This is a genomic window from Sphingobacterium siyangense (assembly GCF_023277505.1).
GTDB lineage: Bacteria > Bacteroidota > Bacteroidia > Sphingobacteriales > Sphingobacteriaceae > Sphingobacterium > Sphingobacterium siyangense.
This window is the reverse complement of sequence record NZ_CP080574.1, coordinates 416,370-434,501: the sequence shown is the minus strand read 5'-3', so window position 1 is coordinate 434,501 and position 18,132 is coordinate 416,370. Positions and strand designations below refer to the sequence as shown.

Below are 18,132 nucleotides of genomic sequence, written 5' to 3'. Positions count from 1 at the left end.
GATTCTATATAGTCCAACTTATTCAAAGACAAAAACGCAACTAGTCGGGACGATCAATATACTGTTTCTGTACTTTCTTCATGACGACCGGTTCAGGGTTACTGTCCTGAAATGGATCAAAGTAATAGAGTCCCTGTTCCCGATACAATGCTAAATGTTTCTTTAACACTTTAGTGAATTGGTCAAAATTACGTTGCTTGCCAGATGTCCATGCTGCTTCCGCCAATGCCGCAATTCTCGGAAAGACGAGATAATCCAATCGATTGGTATTTGTCACGGTTTCAGTCCATAGATTGGCCTGGATACCCAATATCTGTTTTCTTCGACCACCTAAACTATCCAACTGTTCGCCTGCAAAATTATAGACATCTTGAATAGGGTTAAACCCTTTGCCCCATTTCCGTCCATACCGATGGTTTTCCTGCTGCACAAAATCAAAATATAAAGGTAAACGCGGTGTAAGAATTGCCTGATATCCTTTATCCAAAATTTTGTTGAGCTGTTCGGGTCTATCATGGCGCCACCACATCATCACAGTCTGCGCTTTGTTCAGTTTTGCGTCTACCATCTCATCCCAAACAATGATTTTTCCATTTATTCGGGCAACGGAATCTGCCATACGTCGAATAAAATACTCTTCCACTTCCTTATTGGATTTCAGCCCTTCTGCCTTTTTTAACTCCTGCACCTTTAGATCATTGTTCCAGGCATCACTACCAAAAGCAACCTCATCTCCGCCCAAATGAATGTAGGTCGAAGGAAAAAGCGCTTTTACTTCGCGCAACACATGGCTTAAAAATGAATATGTCGTATTTTTTGCTGGGTGAAAAGTAAAATCAGGGTGTTTTTCATTACCTCCGCCCGATAAAAACGGATACGCGCGGTTTGCCGCTGTTGCATGTCCAGGCATATCAATCTCAGGAATGACCTCAATATTACGTTCATCAGCATAAGCAATAATCTCACTGATATCATTTTGCGTATAATACTGTACTCCAGCATAGGGATCTAAATAATTGCCTATCCCACCTATTTGAGCCAGCCAGGGATAACGTTGTATACTAAGGCGCCACGCAGGCTCATCCGTCAAATGCCAATGAAACTTGTTCAGTTTATAGAAAGCCATCCAGTCCAACAATGACTTTACTTTTTCCTTTCCGAAGAAGTGTCTCGACTCATCTAACATAAAACCGCGCCATGTAAATTGTGCTTTATCTTTAATTTCAACAGCATCCAACTCACGCTGATCACCGCTTTGGGCTGCAACGGACAACAATTGGTCTAAACTTGCAATTCCATTGACAAGTCCTGATTTATCTGAAGCGTAAATTCGAATATGAGTAGCATCTATCTGCAAACGATAGGCTTCATGTTCAAGTGTTTTATCCCAGCTTACCATAACCTGGGCTTCGTCGACCTTGGTCGCAACATAGGCCGAAATTCCGAAACGCCCAAGTAGGAGCTTCTTGAAATACAATATCGTGGGATCAAAATAAGGATCGCTTATAATGCCTATATTTCTACCCAGGATCAGTTTCCCCTTCCGCGCTTCCTGCTGTTGCGGACGTGGGATAATAGCAACCTGTGCCTCCACAAACTGTATCGTCAAGAATACCAAAAGAAATGTTCCTATTAATCTATGTTTCATCCGTTCTATAGTTATTTTCAACTGATCAGATTAAATCTGCTTGTGTAAAGTATTTGTTTCTAACGAGGTTCGATCCTACATTATTCAAACCTAGTTTGTGCTATAATCGGCTCACCACAGCCAGCACGCGATGTAAAAGGAATACGAAAATCCATCGTATGAACTGTTTATATCGGTTCTGTCCACAGTTTATCTTGTAATGCAATGGTAAAGAATTTATTATTTATTACTGTAGTCTAAGTATAGTCAATCGTTTGCGCAAATCTCGAAAACGTTGTAGTGGATGGACGCAACAAAGCGAATAAAGAAAAAACAATTATTAATAGCGATATTTTGATCACTATTAATTAAAAACAAGATCGAATAGCAGTTCTACCGAGGCTAGTCCAATTAGTCATTATCATTTTGTTAGCTATATTTGAAGACACAAATACAACACCCTAAGTTAAAACCGTATGATAAAAAAGATCTTTTATACCTTAATCTTTATTGGAATACTGCTATTGAACGTACAAGCGCGAACCGTAGTTCCATTTAATACCAGCTGGACTTTCAAAAAGGGACCTTTTTCTACTTCGACATTAGACTATAATCAACTGTTTGAAGGGAAATGGCAACTTGTCAATTTACCGCACACCTGGAATGCAAACGATATGCAGACCAAAGAGATTAAGTCCGGTAGCTTAGGAAAAAATGAGCGTTTTTATACCGGTGATGCTTATTATCGTAAATCTTTTGTTCCCGAAACAGCTTGGAAAGGCAAACGCATTTTCATTCGATTTGAAGGGGTCAATACCAACACAGAAGTATACGTAAACAATCAGCCCCTTCCTACCAAAGAAGGCAAAAATGATATTACCTACGACAATACGAAACGCAATGGAAATTATAACTTCGTGGGCAGACATCAGGGTGGTTATTCTGCATTTGTATTCGAACTGACCAATATGCTCCAATTTGGAAAAGAAAACGAGATTTTGGTGAAGGTAAACAATGAAGCTACTCCACAGGTCATTCCTGTTAACCATACCCTTTTCCCCATGTACGGCGGCATTTATAGACCTGTCGAGCTTATTGTAACCGACGACATCCATATTGCGGTGAATGATTTTGCAGCTAAAGGAATCTATATCACGCAAAAAAATGTCTCCAAGAAAACAGCCGATGTTGCTGTAAAAATAAAAATAGACAACAAATCCGGAAAAAAACAACCAATTGAGTTATTGACAACCGTTTTCGAAAAAGACGGATCGATTAAAGCCAAACAAAGCACACAGTACACGTTGTTACCGCAAGGTCGTCAAACTGTTACGCAACAAATCCTAGTCAAAAGTCCACATTTATGGCAAGGTTTAGATGATCCCTATCTCTATAAGGTGGTCACACAGATCAAAAAGAACAACCAGGTAATTGATGAGGTAACAGCACCTCTTGGTCTTCGTAAATTTGAATTACGAACCGGTGAAGGATTTTTCCTAAATGATATCAAATATCCGCTATATGGTGTTTGTCGCCATCAGGATCGACTAGGTAAAGGATCGGCCCTAAGCAATGCAGACCACGACGAAGACTTAGCAATCATCAAAGAAATGGGAGCAACATCGATTCGATTGGCACATTACCAACAGTCTGAGTACTTCTATTCAAAATGCGATAGCATGGGTCTCGTTATCTGGGCCGAAATCCCGTTTGTCAATCGGGTAACCACCTTGGAAGACAACAACGCACAACAACAGTTGAAAGAACTGATCCGCCAAAATTTCAACCATCCTTCCATCTATATATGGGGTATGCACAATGAGGTATACTCTCCTTCTGCCTATACCGTCGAACTAACGACCAAATTAAATGACCTCGCTAAATCCGAAGATCCTGATCGCTATACCGTTTCTGTCAGCGGTTACAATGTTATCGACCATCCAGTTAACAATAATGCAGATGTACAAGGCATCAATCATTACTTTGGCTGGTACAATGGTGAACTGGAAGATAAATCAGATAAAGAGGATGATGTCGCCTCCTGGGCAAAACGTATCAGTGAAGAATTCAAAGATTACCGGATTATCTTTTCGGAATATGGTGCAGAAGCCATTCCCGAAGATCAAGCAGAAGAAGTTGGAAATTTTGGAAATCAATGGAGCAATCCATCGTTTTTCCCTGAAGAATATGCAACCAAATTTCATGAAGTACATTGGGGCGTGATATCCAAAAGTCCAATTTTCCTAGGTTCTTATGTCTGGAACACATTCGATTTTGCCACGCCCATTACTGCGCTGAACGTTAACCCCCGGAATTATAAAGGACTGGTTTCCTTTGACCGTAAACTGAAGAAGGATGGCTTTTATTGGTACAAAGCCAATTGGAGCAAAGAACCCGTGTTATATATTACACAGCGTCGTATGATCAATAGAGGTAATGAAATTACGCCTATTACGGTTTATTCGAACAGAGGTGAGCCAACATTGATCATCAATGGGCAAACGATCAAAGGAGCCAAAATTGGTCAGACCAATGTACACTACATCTTCGAAAACGTAAAGCTAAAACCGGGAAAGAATGCTGTGGAAGCAAAAGTAATCCAAAAAGACGGTAAGGTATTAACCGACACGATTGAATGGAACTATGACCCAGCGTTTAAACAAGGACCATCGGGACAAACAAAATCGAAAACAGAGCACGTAGGTCTATAATCACGCTAGCAAAATAATAGACAAAAAACAGGGGTAGCCTAAAAAGCTACCCCTGTTTTTTGTTTAAGGATATATCCCCCTCGGCTATATTGATCATCATATCACTTACCCTAATTTCAAAAAAGTATTAACCGATAAAAGCGGGTCGTTTACCGAGATTGTCTCGAGACTGGCCTAATGCCCCTCTTCAGGGCCATATTTGCTTCCTATCTTTGAGTCATCAAATAAGAAATAAAAAAATTAAAAAATAAACATCATGGCAACTAAAACAACATTCAGCATCAACAGTAAAACAATTACTAAAGTTTTTCAAGATCTTTTTGATTCCTTCAAAAGCTCCCGTTTAAAAGTTTCCTCCAAGAATGGACAAGAATACTTAAATATCTCCCTGCTATTAGCTGTAATCATCGGAATTATTTTCCCTGTAGCTTTCATTGCATTGATTATTTTAAGTCTGATTGCACCTATTGAAATTGCAATCCTTCAAGAAGTAAAAGAAGAGAATGCAAATCAAAAGATGATCGAACTCAAATAAGTAAAAAATAAAGGGTAATACCCTTTATTTTTTTTCTATCTTATCAAAAGGCCTATTCGGAGACAAATTAAATGTAAAATTTCCTTTTGAATCCACACCGCCAGCGCCTCTGACGCGGGCTTTGATTTCGTATTTCGATTGCGGATTATAGTTCGTTACCGTAAAATTGTAGTAAAAAGGTTTGATCTTGTTGGTTCCCCTAAATTTATCCGCAAGCGCATGATGTCCATCCTCTGCAATGACCTGCCCGTCCTGTAGCAATTGTACGGCATCAATCTCCAGAAAATTCTTCCCCTCCACAAAGAAAAATCCAGCTTGCGCTCGTCCATTATCGTAAATCTTCCTGCTCACGTCAAAAGTTAGAAAACTATACGTTTCCTTGATATCATTAGGTCCCCATGATCCCGCAATATATCCCCCGGGACGATAATAATCAATACGCATGGAATCTAATCTTGGAAGATTGGCATCCAATCGATGGCTGAACGCTGTATAATCTTTCGCTGACTTAGCAGCCCATCCAATTTCAGCAACCGCAAGCAGTCGCGGAAAATTCTGCACATTCAGATCTTTAATATCCTGAGCCAACGCTGTCCACATATTTCCCTGAACACCGAGGACAAGCTGATCCTCAGCCGGACTAAGTCCCGCAGAAGGATCAAATTCATACACTCTTTTCAGCGAGTTTATCTGCGGATAGGCCAGGTCAGTCATGGTACCATCATTCCGATCGGCCTGTGTAATATCAAAATAGAGATGCGATGCTGGTGTGGCTACGGCCTTAAATCCATCTTTGGTCGCTTCCTTGATCGCTTCCTCACCAAGCCAGCTCATGATTGCCGTACTCTTCGGCAAGTTTTCAGCATCAGCTAAGATATCATTCCACCCGATCGGTTTTTTCCCTTTCTGGACGATGATATCAGAAACGCGTTGAACAAAATAGCTCTGAAGTGCTTTGACATCCTTAATCTGGTGCTGTTTCATAAAATCCTGCACATGCGCCTCTTTTTCCCACAAGTCATGACGGACTTCGTCCCCCCCAAAATGGATATAACTACCCGGAAAGAGGTTAGCGATTTCAGTGAACACATTATTCAAGAATTCATACGTAAACTCTTTTGTCGGATCCAATGTATTGGGGGTAAATTGATTTCCCCAATAGCCCCAAGATGACACAAAAGGAAAAATGTGATTCGGGTAGGAATTTTTGTTGACCCCAAGTTCAGGATAGGCCAATATTGTCGGCCATGAATGTCCAGGAACATCAATCTCGGGCACAATCGTAATATTACGCTCTCGAGCATATTGAACAACTTCCTTGATCTGCTCCTGTGTATAAAATCCACTGCGTTCTGCAGGTTGTTTTTCTGTTCGATAAAATACCGTCACATTTTCCATGGTCAATTTCGGATATTTCTTTATTTCGATCCTCCAGCCCTGGTCATCCGTCAAATGCCAATGGAACGTATTCATTTTGTATAATGCCATGACATCCAAATACTTTTTCACAGTTTTCACATCGAAGAAAGTCCGGCTCACATCTTTCATATAACCACGCCAATGATAGCGGGGATAATCTTTAATTTTCACTGCTGGAATATTCCAGCTTATTTCTTTGGTTGGGTTACTACCCTCGAAAGCTGTCGGTAAAAGTTGCCGCAGTGATTGCGTTGCATTGAAAAGCCCATGGGAGCTTTTTGCTGTCACGACCACTCCCCGATTGGAAACCTCAAGCTGATAGCCTTCATCATTAGGCGTTGTCAATTTAGGGTCTAGTTTAAATTCAATGCTATTGCTCGCCTGTTTTTTTATGTTCAGGGGATAATGCGTTACTTTTCTCAGCTGCTCAACAAACAAAGACACATCTTTCACATCGCAGTTCTTAAAACTTAAGGAAGTTTGTGGATTCAACTGAAACTGGCCTGCTCCTATATTGATTTCCTGAGGCTTGGGGATAATATCAATCCCAGATTGCGCATGCAGCCCTTGCGCAAATAAAAGGGATAACGCTACTGAACAGAGGAGTGTTTTCATTAAAATTTAAGTTTTTATTTTTAAATAAACAGACAAAAAAAAGACCGTTTATTGGTTTCGTTATGCAAAATAAAAAATAAAAAATGATCCTTCTACTCCAACTTTCAATCAAACGATTGTGTAAGATTTTCAAAAAGTAGCTCGTTGGCTACAGGCACACCAAGAGGATATCATTTTTTAGTATTAAATTTGACTTCCAGACAAAACAAAATAGGCTATAGTTAACTTATTGGGGTGAAAGAACAATAACGTGAAAAACAGTAAAAAATTATTTATTATCAGGACAGTTTTAATTGCTTTCCTGATTCTTTCCTTGGTTTATATCGGTTCGATATTTACCTATCAATATATTGAGTACCAAAAGACCGAAGCCCGTTTAAATAAAGCTTACAGTTCTAAAAATCAATTGACGAATCTTTTTTACGAACTCTTTTCCTCGTATAATGCTGCCGGAAATGCCTTTCGCTCTTATACCGTGGACTTCAGTGCCGAAAATTTAAAGAATTACAGTAATAGTTTAGATACGTTACGATTTTATATTGATTCCCTTTCGAAGTTATCTTCCCAAAAAGGACTTACTTTCTCTACGAATACTTCCTTGGAACAAAATATCTCCCTTTCAGACGAGTTCGCGCACATTAAAAAATCTGTTGACAACATGATTTTTTTGGCCAAAGACTCGCTGTCACTCTTAACGAAAACGAATAGAACAATTCGCCCCGGAAACAATCGTATCCTCGCAGATTCGGTTGTCAATAAAATATTACGAGATACAGCACTCAATGTAAGTAAGAAGGATACCATAGTGCGAAAGAAAGAAAAACTCTTTACACGTATTTTCAAAGCTAAAAACGACACCTTGGTTGCTGATAAGCTGGAGCAGAATTTTAACGTTAATCAAATCAAGGCAATACATAGCCAGATCCAAAATTTGATCGAACAAAATGAAACATTCCACCGGCAAGATTTCAGTAAAATCCGTCGTTCATTTACTGAGCTGCAACAAAAGGAAAGACAGCTTCTACAGTCTAACTACAATTTGTTCAGTACGATCAGTACGGCCTTACTTCGCATTAAGACCCATGAAGATGAGGTATTAAGGGCTGCTGAAATTCAAGATTTCAAGCTTTATCGGGAAAACTCTTCTATTTTTGGCAAACAGGTCATCGCTTCTATTATTCTCATGATTATTATGGTGACACTCTTGTTGTCCTACCACTACAATACACTTGTGTATGAGCGTAAGCTTACTGCCGCTAGAGATTATGCCTTGCGAACAGCGAAAGAGAAGGCCAGTATACTGGCAAATGTAAGTCATGATGTGCGCACACCGGTCAATTCTTTGGTCAGTGTTATTGATCTGCTAAAGAGCAATGCGGCAAACAATCGGGTCAACCCTATTTTATTAGACTCTATTACACAAGATATCCATGTGATCAATGATACTGTGGAAGATATTCTGAATCTCGGTAAACTAGAGTCTGGTACACTCGAAATTAAGGCTGAGTATTTTTCGCCAACTCAATTGCTCGCGAACCTCATAAAAATGCAGCAGGCTCAAGCAGACAAAAAAGGGTTAAAACTCATCAGTTACATTGATATCGATCCCGACATCTTAATCAAAAGCGGAACGTATCGTGTACGACAGATTATTTCTAACCTCTTGAGCAACGCCATTAAATATACAGATAAGGGGCAGATAGAGGTAAAAGCCTTTATCAGCAGAGACCAGGGATCCAAATTACATATATTAGTCAACGATACAGGAAAAGGTATTTCGGCAAAAGATCAGGAGCATATTTTCGAACAGTATTATATGACCGATCAGAAATCCAAGAATAGTTTTGGATTGGGATTACATATTGCTAAACTCATGGCCGAACAGCTAAACGGAACGTTAAGTGTTAGCAGTCAACAGGGCAAGGGATCAACATTTACGTTACTCGTTCCATTCACCGAAGAAAAGAAAAATAGGAAACAAATTACGAGCTTGGATAAGCTCTCAAAAGAGCTACGCTTTGTCGTTATTGATGACAATCCGATCAATAATCTATTCGTAAAACAAGCATTGCAACATTTCGAAGATGTGAAAATCTATCAGGATTCATCTACTGCAATAGCCTATCTGAAGGAAAATAGAACGGATATTATTATCACCGATCTCAAAATGCATGGCCCTACCGGTTGGGATATCCTCAATACGGTCAAAGACAACAATAGTGTAAAGGGATGGAATAGCAAAGTTATTGCACTGACGTCAGATGAATCACAAGTAACCGTACAGATTCCAGAAGGGCAGCTACATCAATTTGATGGCGTCATGACCAAACCTCTGGACAAAGCTATCCTTGCTCAGCTTATAGCAAGGATTTCATAAGCTAAGCCGTGTAAGTAAAAGAAATAAGGGACTGTCAAAGACAGTCCCTTATTTCTTTTACACAATATACCTACTAAAGTAACGGTGATCCCGCAGGACATCGTTACGTACAGGATATGCTGTTATTTAAATACTTCAGCAAGTTTGGCATCCAACTGTTCGTCCGAACCGCCATTGCCCCCACCATAACGTCCGATAATAACACCTTGCGGGTCTATTAACACTTTTGTTGGTAGCGAACTAACACCATACCCCTTCGTTACATCTTTGCTAAGGTCAAAATTTGTTCCATCGAATTTTGCCCCACGTAAAATATGTTTCCAAATGCCAATCTCATCTTGTTCAACCGCCTTGTGCCATTTTTCAGGTTTACTGTCATCATCTGCTATCCCTATGATTTCAAAACCTTTACTTTTATATTGCTGATACAACTTAATAAGATGTGGATTCCCTTTACGACAAGGCACACACCAGCTAGCCCAGAAATCCAACAAGACATACCTACCTCTGAAATCCGACAAACTTAGAGCTTTGCCCTCGATATCTGTCGTGCTAAATACGGGAGCAGTCTTACCAACAGCACCACTTCGGCTTTCCGCTAGTTTTTCCGAAATGTCTTTTCCAAAACGACTATTTTGCACCTCTTTGGAAAAACCAGCAAACAACGTTTCAGTTTCTTCCAACGATAGGCTGTTCATGCTGAACATCAGCAAATAAGGACTCAAAAAGGACTGTGGGTGGCTTTTAATAAAGGTCATATCAATCTGGGCCGCTTTTTCATTAAAAGGCTCAAATTGATTCTTGATGCTGGCGGCCTCTTCACTAAGCAGCTTTACCTTCTTTTCCAAAGCTTCAAGTTCTCGCTCAGCACGACTATACTCCTTATTTTTCGCAGCATAAGCCTTACTAATGGGTTCCATTCCTTTTCTGATAGCTGACTTTTCGAGTTCTAACTGCTTGTGTTCAGCATCCAATTTTGATCCTATCAGCGTATAGTTTTTTAGATTATCATCTTGAAACTCCAATTTCATTTTGGTCGGCTCCAGGTACATTTGTGTATAATCACCCTCAGCTGCGCGCTCGGGATGTGGCGATCTTGTCAAAAATACCAGGGTAGGCTCCGTCAACGCGCCTTTAAATTGAAAATGGTTTTTGAGAACTGAAGCACTATCACTTACTTGTTTACCTTGACCATCCATATAAAAAAGGTAAAGCTTGTCGGTTGTCCCATTTTTAAGTTCACCATCCAGAACAAACTTTTTCTGCGCCATTCCCATCATAGGAACTACCATAAGGGCGGCTATTTTTAGTATATGTTTCATTTGATTATTTCTTTATTTGTATGTTGCGCTAATTTTACAAGTCCACTAACTTTTACCACCCATATCCAGGATTTTGATCTCCAAACGTTGGATTTTTCTCATATTCTGAATAAGGTACAGGTAGGATATACTGCCATCTCTCTTTCATATTACCATTCAGTTGTTTAATCGTATCAAAAGGTAAACGTAACAAAGCCATCCAGTCCGAACCGTCCTCTGCAACAAGACTTCGCATGAGTTCTCTAAAAACTTCCGTAGTCAATTGCTCTCGCGTATTCATTGCATTCAATGCTGTAAAATCCGTAATACCAGCTTTCGATTTGACCATTTTAAGTAGATCCCGGACTTCTGTCAAGCTGCCATTCGATTTGGCAAGAGCCTCAGCCTTCAGTAAATAAGCTTCGGTCAAACGAAATACAAACTTCGCTTCCGCTTGTCCGCCGGAATGTTTTTTAAAAACCTGACGTTTGTCTACTGTGCCAATCATCCAGTTGGCCCTTGGATCATTCTTTAAGAGATCCAATAAAAATGGCGTTGCATTATAATTATAATTAGCGCGGAAATAATACTTTTCCATTTCTGCAATTTGGTTAGCAAAAGCTTTTGTACCAAGAATTACCTCTTTACTCGCCAACCCTTTTGTAGAAAAAAGGTCCTCAACATGGGCTTCAAGGGCATATGGGGATTGTTCAATGAGTTGAGTCGCCAATGTAATGACGGCGGTATAGTCAGCGGGAGCTTGTCGTAACATCAGAACCCTCATTTTCAGTAGCATGGCAGCCCATTTGGTTGCATAGTAGTTTGGATTATTCTCTGGCGCATTTGCTATTGCGTAATCAATATCGTCCAGGATAAACGCGTAACTATCGGCAACATTTTTACGAACAGTAGCTATTGTCGATACCGTAACAGGTTTTGTACGTATCATGACCCCGAATTTGCTGCTGCTGTCAAAAAATTCGCCATAGTATGCTAATAACTTAAAATTGGCATAGGCTCGTAAAAACCGGGTTTCTCCAAGTATCTGCGTACGTCTGCTTCCGCTAAATCTCTCTTCACTCAATGCTTCAAGGCCCGCTATCACGCCGTTGGCAGCATTCGCAAGTTTATAATTTCCGCTCCATATCGGCAGGACTTCGCCATTATCCTTTGCGGTCATCGTATGCATTTCAGGGCGACTGGGCCCCTGATAATTTTCAATGAGACCTGCGAACTGGGCCGGAAGTATTTCATGCGCCGGTGCCCAGGTAGTGCCAGGTAGACCAGTTGTCCTGTTTTCAGTTACATTGACAAATAAATAATACACCCCATTTAATGCAATTTCTGCACTCTTTTGATCCACAATGACATTGTCGTCAACTTTTTCCTGTGTCGGTAACGCATTTAGCGTCTTGTCACAGGATGTATTCATTCCTATTAGCGCTGCTAACAGGAAATATAGTAGAAAGCTCTTTTTCATTCGTTTAATTTATTTTCTTAAATCAGCTCTATGTTTTAAAAACCAAACCGTAGTCCAAAGGAAAACATCCTATTCGCTGGATAGGCAGAGATATCGCGCCCACCACCAATGACTGACGTAGGATCATCAGAAACCTCGGGATCCATTCCCGGATAATGCGTAATTGTAAAGAGATTTGTAGCCGAAACATAGGCCGAGCCACTTCTCAACTTTAATCCATTCAGCAAAGATTTTCCAAAATTATAAGACAAGGTAATAGACTTAAGTTTGAGATAGGATGCATCGAACACATTGACGTCTGCTAATGGTCTAAACTGTGCCGTACCGTAAAGCAGCCTTGGTCTTTTCGCACTAGTATTATCCTCATTGTAGCGTCCCAATACGCTCACACCTCGATTTGCCAAATTATCAGCAGAGCCATTCGCAATATCCGCCTGATAGATCAAATCATTACCATAAGAAAATGTAAATAGTGTGGTCAGTCCGAAGTTTTTATAATTGAGTGTATTGGTGATACCGCCAAAAAAGTCCGGCGTTGCATTACCAATAATATCCTGTTTGTAAAAAGGTTCACCTTCCCCGATGCCATTGGGGTCTAGTTTATATTTCATATCCCCCACTCCGATGTAATACTCCATGTACTCTAGGAAAGGAAAACTTTCTTTATAAGCCTTAAGCTCATCCGCAGTTCGGATCAGGCCATCGGTTACATAACCATATAACAAACCTAACGATTCGCCTTCCTTAACAATACTTGTCCCTAGATTTAATCCATCACGATCATTGGGATTCGAAAACGGTCCACCATTAATATTTAAGACCTTATTCCTATTCTTCGAAATATTGAGAGCCAAATTCCAATTGAAATCTTGTTTTCTAATCAAGTCACCCCGAATATCAAACTCTAGCCCCCGATTACGAATTTTAGCAATATTAAGCACCACATTCGAATAGGCAGAGCTAGGCGCCGTTGTGATATTGAGCAATAAACCGTCCGTAATCTTTTCATAATATCCGATGGATCCCCTCAATCTTCCTTTGAAGAAAGCATAATCCAGACCGGCATCTTTCTGAGTGGTCGCCTCCCACTTAATTTTGTCATTACCTAACTGTGTCGGAATAAATGCATTTTTACCGGCATAACTTACTGGCGAGTATAAGGTTCTATAAAGATTACTTCCAATATTCTGTGTACCCGTTTTACCTGCGCTGACACGAATTTTCAGCTCGTCTATCCAAGGGACGCTTTTCATAAATTCCTCTTCCGAAATTTTCCATGCTACAGCACCTGAAGGAAAGTAGCCCGTCTGATTTGCAGGAGCAAATTTGGATGAACGATCAGAACGTCCTGTGAATGTAAGGAGATAACGGTCTTTCCACGTATAATTAGCACGTAAATAGAACGATAACAACGCATTCCTTTGTGCAGGGCTACTCCCCTTAACAGCTACTGGAATCGCAGCGGAATTTAAATTGTTCAGAAAATCATCATCCGGATAACCAGCGCCGGAAGCCGAGAAAAAATTCATCTTATAATTTTCCCATGATGTCCCAATCAATGCATTCAGACGATGGTCTTCATTAAATTGTTTGTCCCAGGTTAATGTGTTTTCAATGAATGTATTGATCGATTCGGTATGAGCCTGACTTCCTGTCCCCCCATTTGAATCCCCAGCACCATAAAAGCCGCTCATCATCACATAGCTGGGCACATAATTCAATTGATTATAAGTGCTATAATTGATTGAGCCCACGGATCGCCATTTCAGCTCGGGCAAGATATCCCATTCTGCAGCTAAGGAACCCAGCAACATACCCGTCTTTCCCTGATTGATCCCCGAGGCCATTGCCAAAGGGTTTTGATAGCCCTGATATTCCGCGTGCAATAAGCCAAAGTTCGAAAAAGTACCATCAGCATTGTAAGGGGATTCTGTTGGCGGTGCAAACAGCGCCTGCGTATAGGCTCCATTTGTAATATGATTTGTCGTATAGCTATAATCAACATTGGTATTCATACGAAAGCGCGGGGCAATCGTCGCGTCCAAATTTATTTTACCCGACAGCCGATTAAAGTCTGTACCAATAATTGTTCCCCGTTGATTATTATAAGCTAAGGAAGTATAATACTTTGTATTCATGCCACCACCACGCACTGATAAATCAGCATTCTGAAGGATTCCTTTCCGTAAAACCAAGCCTAGCCAATCCGTATTATTATTTCCGAAAAACTTAGGATCGTTTTCAATGGCTGTAGGTGTCGCGCTTGGCGGAAGCCCCATGTTGCTCCTTGCTATATTGAGATTATGGGCTGCCTCCTTCATAATCATCTTGTATTGATCTGCATTGAGTATCTTTTCCTTAAAAGGAGAAGTAAGCCCTGTATAATAATTAAAGTCCAAAATTGGTTTACTATCTGCAAGACCTCTTTTTGTGGTAATAATAACCACGCCATTCGCTGCCTTGGACCCATATATGGCGGTCGCGGAAGCATCTTTAAGAATATCTATGCTTTCGATATCATTGATATTTAAGCCTGCCAAGCTATTGAGCCCCCTGTTAAAAGATCCCGATACCATACTGCCCATATCATCGCCGTAATAACTTTCCATCGGATTAACAACTTCTGCACTGCTCGACACATAGCGATTTTGCACATTGACAGGTATGCCATCAATAATATACAGTGGTTCATTTGTACCCAACAGGGAGGCACCTCCTCGGATTCTGATACGTGCTACAGCACCGGGCGAGCCATCAGATTGTACCACCTGTACGCCAGCAGCCTTACCAGACAAAGCCTGATCAATACTCGTAAAGGGTACATTCTTTATTTCAGATGGATTTACGGAAGCTACAGAACCTGTTAAATCACTACGTTTTGTTGTACCATATCCTACAACGACGACATCATTAATCACGTTATCCGCGACCGTCATTCTAATTAATACATTTCCTGCTTCAACCTTTTGTTCGACAGTACGGTATCCTATACTAGTGGCGATCAGTATATCCCCTTTTTTTGCTGCAATCCGAAACTCACCCTGCGACCCACTACTGGTCTGTATAGTCGCCTTTTCTTTTACACGAATTGTAGCACCCGCCAGCGGTTTACCATTTGCATCGACAACGATACCACTTACGCTTTGCTGCTGCGCAGCTGTTGGCTTTTTGGCTACCACGACAATCGACTTTCCTTCCATCAGGTAGTCGAGGTTCTGCCCTTCAAAAATTGTGTTGAGCGCTTCCTTTATCGTTGCTTTGTTGAGATCCACGTCGACAGATCCAGCCTTTTTGGCAAGTTCTCCCGTCAGGATATAGTCGTATCCAGTCTGCTTTTTAACCTCTTCTAAAATCTGCGATAGCTTACCTTGCCGATGTAGCGTAATAGACTGTCCGCTGGCCAAGCTAATTCCAGGAAAAAAAGATGGAACGATAAGGTACATTGCAAGTGCGCCCTTTCTGAGCATTCGCCCAACAGGGGGGCTTAATGGACTTTCAGTCCATAAATTAGGTAACTGTTCTTTCATAGTTATTTAGGTATAATGAGATTAGGTACTTAGGTCTATTCAACAATCAGCGTTTTCTCTCCTTGACTGCTCATGGTAACGCGAAATGTGATATTTGAAGTTTTTTCCAAGAGTTCCAAAACATCGGCAAGACTATTTTTACGCGAGACGCTACCGTAGAATGTGACATCTGGATAGCTCTTTTCATATTTTATATCCACATTGTACCAGCGCGAGACCTTATCGAGCACGGTCTTCAAGGATTCATTCTCAAAGACAAAATCGCCATGGAGCCAGTCGAGTTGAATCGTATTGTCGAAAGGTTCGACATCGACATCCATTTTATTGCTATCCCAAATAGCCTGATATCCTGGCTTCAATTTGACGGTCCGATTCCCACGCTGATACTTTACCACAACACTGCCTTCCAAAAGCGCTGTTTTGGTCAGCATTTCTCCAGCATAAGCCTGTATATTGAAAATAGTGCCCAATACCTCCACATCCTGCTCAGCGGTATGGACGATAAATCGTTTCTTATGCCCATTTTCCATCAACTTAGATACATGAAAAAGCCCTTCTCCGATCAACTCTACCCTACGGATTTCCTGACTGGCCAAATCCTGAGAGAAACGTAGCGTCGAACCCGCATTTAGGGTAACTTCTGTACCATCCGGTAATTTTAAGTTAATTGTACCACCTTTAGGCGTTTCGATCTGATTGATGACCGCTTGGCTCAAATTGCTGTTAGCCGCCACATACTCAACCTGGCCATCCCGGTTTTTGATCACATTACAATTACCAACGCGTAACATGGTTCCTGGATTCAGTTGATCAAGATCGACTATTTGACCATCAGCAAGACGGATCAATGCCTGGTCTCTTGCGGGCATTACTGTTTCTGCAGCTATCTGATGTTGGACTTCGGCTCCGATCTTCCCATACCAATGGTATACAGCCAATCCAGTTAAAAAGAAAACCAATAAACTCGCAGCAATCCAATAATGGACTATACGTCTTCTGATCGTTAACAAACTCCGGTGTGCAGTACCAATTCCAAGTTCCTCGTGGATACTACCGAGCAATTTATCCCGAATATCTGCTTGATGATATTGTGGATTTTCCTCGAAAAACGTCTTATCTTCCGATTGTGCGTACCAATGGTCCAATTCATGCTGCTCTAAAGCATTTAGATTCCCTGAGAGAAACTTCTCAAAAAGCTCTTTTAATCGTTGATAGTTGTACATTTGGTTAGCCTGTTTATAGATAAGTCGTACGAAAGAGGCCGAGGTTCTATTCAAAAAGTATTTTTTTGAATATTTCTTTTAAAAACCTCCAATTGACTGCTAAAAGAACTTAGACGATGGATGTATTGATGAGATCGACGCTTATTTGGAGATAAAAATCGTGGCCAACAGACAAAATAGAAAGTCTGTTTTCATCTCTTTTCGTAAGATAAACAATGCTTTATGAATGTGTTTCTTTACAGTGCTTTCGGAGATATTCAATTGCTGCGCAATCTCTTGGTGAGACTGATGTTCAAAGCGGCTCAAGTGAAATACTTCCTTACATTTTTCAGGCAAAGTATTGATTATCCGAACTAACTTTTCATTTGTTTCCTTAATTTCTAATAAGGCGTCGGGAGAAGGGACATCTTGGCTTGTAAAAGACTGCCAGGTATCCATTTTTTCTGTCTGACGCATAATCTTCCGATAACGGTCAATGACTTTATATTTTAGGGCGGCAAGAAGATATCCTTCTAAAGTCGTACGCACTTGAACACCTTCCCTGTTTCGATACAGATCCACAAATAACTGTTGTACCAGCTCCTGCGCCTCATCAGCATCTCCCAGCTTACTATACGCTGCATCCAGTAATCTATTCCAATAGCGATGATAGAGACAATCGAATGCGTGTCGGCTATTATCTTTCATTGCCAACAATAAGTCTTGATCACTTTGTCCCTCTTTGTTTTTCACGGTATATTTCTCTATTAAAAACAAATGAACATAATTTTATATAATACTCCAAATGCGAATACAATTTGGGCATATCTTTTAAAAAATATAGGATTAAAAAATAGGACTTTTTACGGAGCGTACTGAGACTCATTCATGTTATCGCCACTGTAAGGGAAGAGTTCAAATAAGCTAATGGCCTAAAAATCTGAAAAAGGGATATTCTCGTACCGGATATGCAGCTATAGGATACTGCTGAAAAGCAATAGCGTTTGACAAGGTTAGTAAAGGATAGTTGCGGAACAGCTGCCGATGGACCGGGCTCACCGACGGTCCTGTGCTGCGATAACCGATAGGCGGAGGATATGCAATAGCCTGTACAGGGAAATACGGAAGTATCCAAACGAAAGAAGCCCTTGACTGTTTCCAGCAAGGGCTTCCGTGTAAAAAAAGGCACCGACCTACTCTCCCACCTGTTACGGCAATACCATCGGCTCTGGCGGGCTTGACTGCTCTGTTCGGAATGGGAAGAGGTAGACACCGCCGATATAGGCACCTAAAAATCTTTATTGGATGATCTATGATATTCTTATCATGTGATTCATG

Annotated in this window: 10 protein-coding genes and 1 rRNA gene; 3 read left to right on the top strand and 8 right to left on the bottom strand. The window is 40.7% G+C overall.

Annotation, left to right across the window (positions count from 1 at the left end; translation table 11 throughout):
- Window positions 1-40: 40 nt before the first annotated feature.
- Window positions 41-1,648 (bottom strand): beta-N-acetylhexosaminidase, encoded by a 1,608-nt coding sequence (locus tag K2F45_RS01750; protein ID WP_075990721.1) that lies wholly within the window; start codon window positions 1,646-1,648, stop codon window positions 41-43.
- A 455-nt stretch (window positions 1,649-2,103) separates the two neighbouring features.
- On the opposite strand from K2F45_RS01750, the gene K2F45_RS01745 reads away from it, so the two are divergent.
- Window positions 2,104-4,338, top strand: a complete 2,235-nt coding sequence (locus K2F45_RS01745; protein WP_248932936.1) for a glycoside hydrolase family 2 protein — start codon at window positions 2,104-2,106, stop codon at window positions 4,336-4,338.
- A 256-nt stretch (window positions 4,339-4,594) separates the two neighbouring features.
- The gene (locus K2F45_RS01740; RefSeq protein WP_075990719.1) at window positions 4,595-4,873 is read left to right on the top strand and encodes a DUF4342 domain-containing protein; all 279 of its coding nucleotides are present in this window, start codon (window positions 4,595-4,597) and stop codon (window positions 4,871-4,873) included.
- A 24-nt stretch (window positions 4,874-4,897) separates the two neighbouring features.
- Here the strand turns inward: K2F45_RS01740 and K2F45_RS01735 are convergent, their stop codons facing one another.
- Window positions 4,898-6,907 carry a beta-N-acetylhexosaminidase gene (locus K2F45_RS01735; protein ID WP_248932935.1) on the bottom strand — a complete coding sequence of 670 codons (2,010 nt, stop codon included), beginning with the start codon at window positions 6,905-6,907 and terminating at the stop codon, window positions 4,898-4,900.
- A 250-nt stretch (window positions 6,908-7,157) separates the two neighbouring features.
- On the opposite strand from K2F45_RS01735, the gene K2F45_RS01730 reads away from it, so the two are divergent.
- Window positions 7,158-9,284 (top strand): ATP-binding response regulator, encoded by a 2,127-nt coding sequence (locus K2F45_RS01730; RefSeq protein WP_248932934.1) that lies wholly within the window; start codon window positions 7,158-7,160, stop codon window positions 9,282-9,284.
- 122 nt (window positions 9,285-9,406) lie between these two features.
- On the opposite strand, the gene K2F45_RS01725 is transcribed toward K2F45_RS01730, so the two are convergent.
- The 6 genes from K2F45_RS01725 to rrf form a co-directional block, all read right to left on the bottom strand.
- On the bottom strand, window positions 9,407-10,606 hold the full coding sequence (locus tag K2F45_RS01725; RefSeq protein ID WP_248932933.1) for an AhpC/TSA family protein: 1,200 nt from the start codon (window positions 10,604-10,606) through the stop codon (window positions 9,407-9,409).
- Between the two features lie 52 nt (window positions 10,607-10,658).
- Window positions 10,659-12,065, bottom strand: a complete 1,407-nt coding sequence (locus K2F45_RS01720) for a RagB/SusD family nutrient uptake outer membrane protein (RefSeq protein WP_248932932.1) — start codon at window positions 12,063-12,065, stop codon at window positions 10,659-10,661.
- A gap of 35 nt (window positions 12,066-12,100) precedes the next feature.
- The gene (locus tag K2F45_RS01715; RefSeq protein WP_248932931.1) at window positions 12,101-15,592 is read right to left on the bottom strand and encodes a TonB-dependent receptor; all 3,492 of its coding nucleotides are present in this window, start codon (window positions 15,590-15,592) and stop codon (window positions 12,101-12,103) included.
- A 35-nt stretch (window positions 15,593-15,627) separates the two neighbouring features.
- Window positions 15,628-16,815 (bottom strand): FecR family protein, encoded by a 1,188-nt coding sequence (locus K2F45_RS01710; protein WP_248932930.1) that lies wholly within the window; start codon window positions 16,813-16,815, stop codon window positions 15,628-15,630.
- Between the two features lie 141 nt (window positions 16,816-16,956).
- Window positions 16,957-17,547 carry an RNA polymerase sigma factor gene (locus K2F45_RS01705; RefSeq protein ID WP_248932929.1) on the bottom strand — a complete coding sequence of 197 codons (591 nt, stop codon included), beginning with the start codon at window positions 17,545-17,547 and terminating at the stop codon, window positions 16,957-16,959.
- 427 nt (window positions 17,548-17,974) lie between these two features.
- Window positions 17,975-18,086 (bottom strand): 5S ribosomal RNA (gene rrf / locus K2F45_RS01700).
- Between the last annotated feature and the right edge of the window lie 46 nt (window positions 18,087-18,132).

Coding starts and splice junctions, on each gene's coding strand:
- K2F45_RS01750 (WP_075990721.1), bottom strand. CDS start 1,648: ATGAAACATAGATTAATAGGAACATTTCTTTTGGTATTCTTGACGATA.
- K2F45_RS01745 (WP_248932936.1), top strand. CDS start 2,104: ATGATAAAAAAGATCTTTTATACCTTAATCTTTATTGGAATACTGCTA.
- K2F45_RS01740 (WP_075990719.1), top strand. CDS start 4,595: ATGGCAACTAAAACAACATTCAGCATCAACAGTAAAACAATTACTAAA.
- K2F45_RS01735 (WP_248932935.1), bottom strand. CDS start 6,907: ATGAAAACACTCCTCTGTTCAGTAGCGTTATCCCTTTTATTTGCGCAA.
- K2F45_RS01725 (WP_248932933.1), bottom strand. CDS start 10,606: ATGAAACATATACTAAAAATAGCCGCCCTTATGGTAGTTCCTATGATG.
- K2F45_RS01720 (WP_248932932.1), bottom strand. CDS start 12,065: ATGAAAAAGAGCTTTCTACTATATTTCCTGTTAGCAGCGCTAATAGGA.
- K2F45_RS01715 (WP_248932931.1), bottom strand. CDS start 15,592: ATGAAAGAACAGTTACCTAATTTATGGACTGAAAGTCCATTAAGCCCC.
- K2F45_RS01710 (WP_248932930.1), bottom strand. CDS start 16,815: ATGTACAACTATCAACGATTAAAAGAGCTTTTTGAGAAGTTTCTCTCA.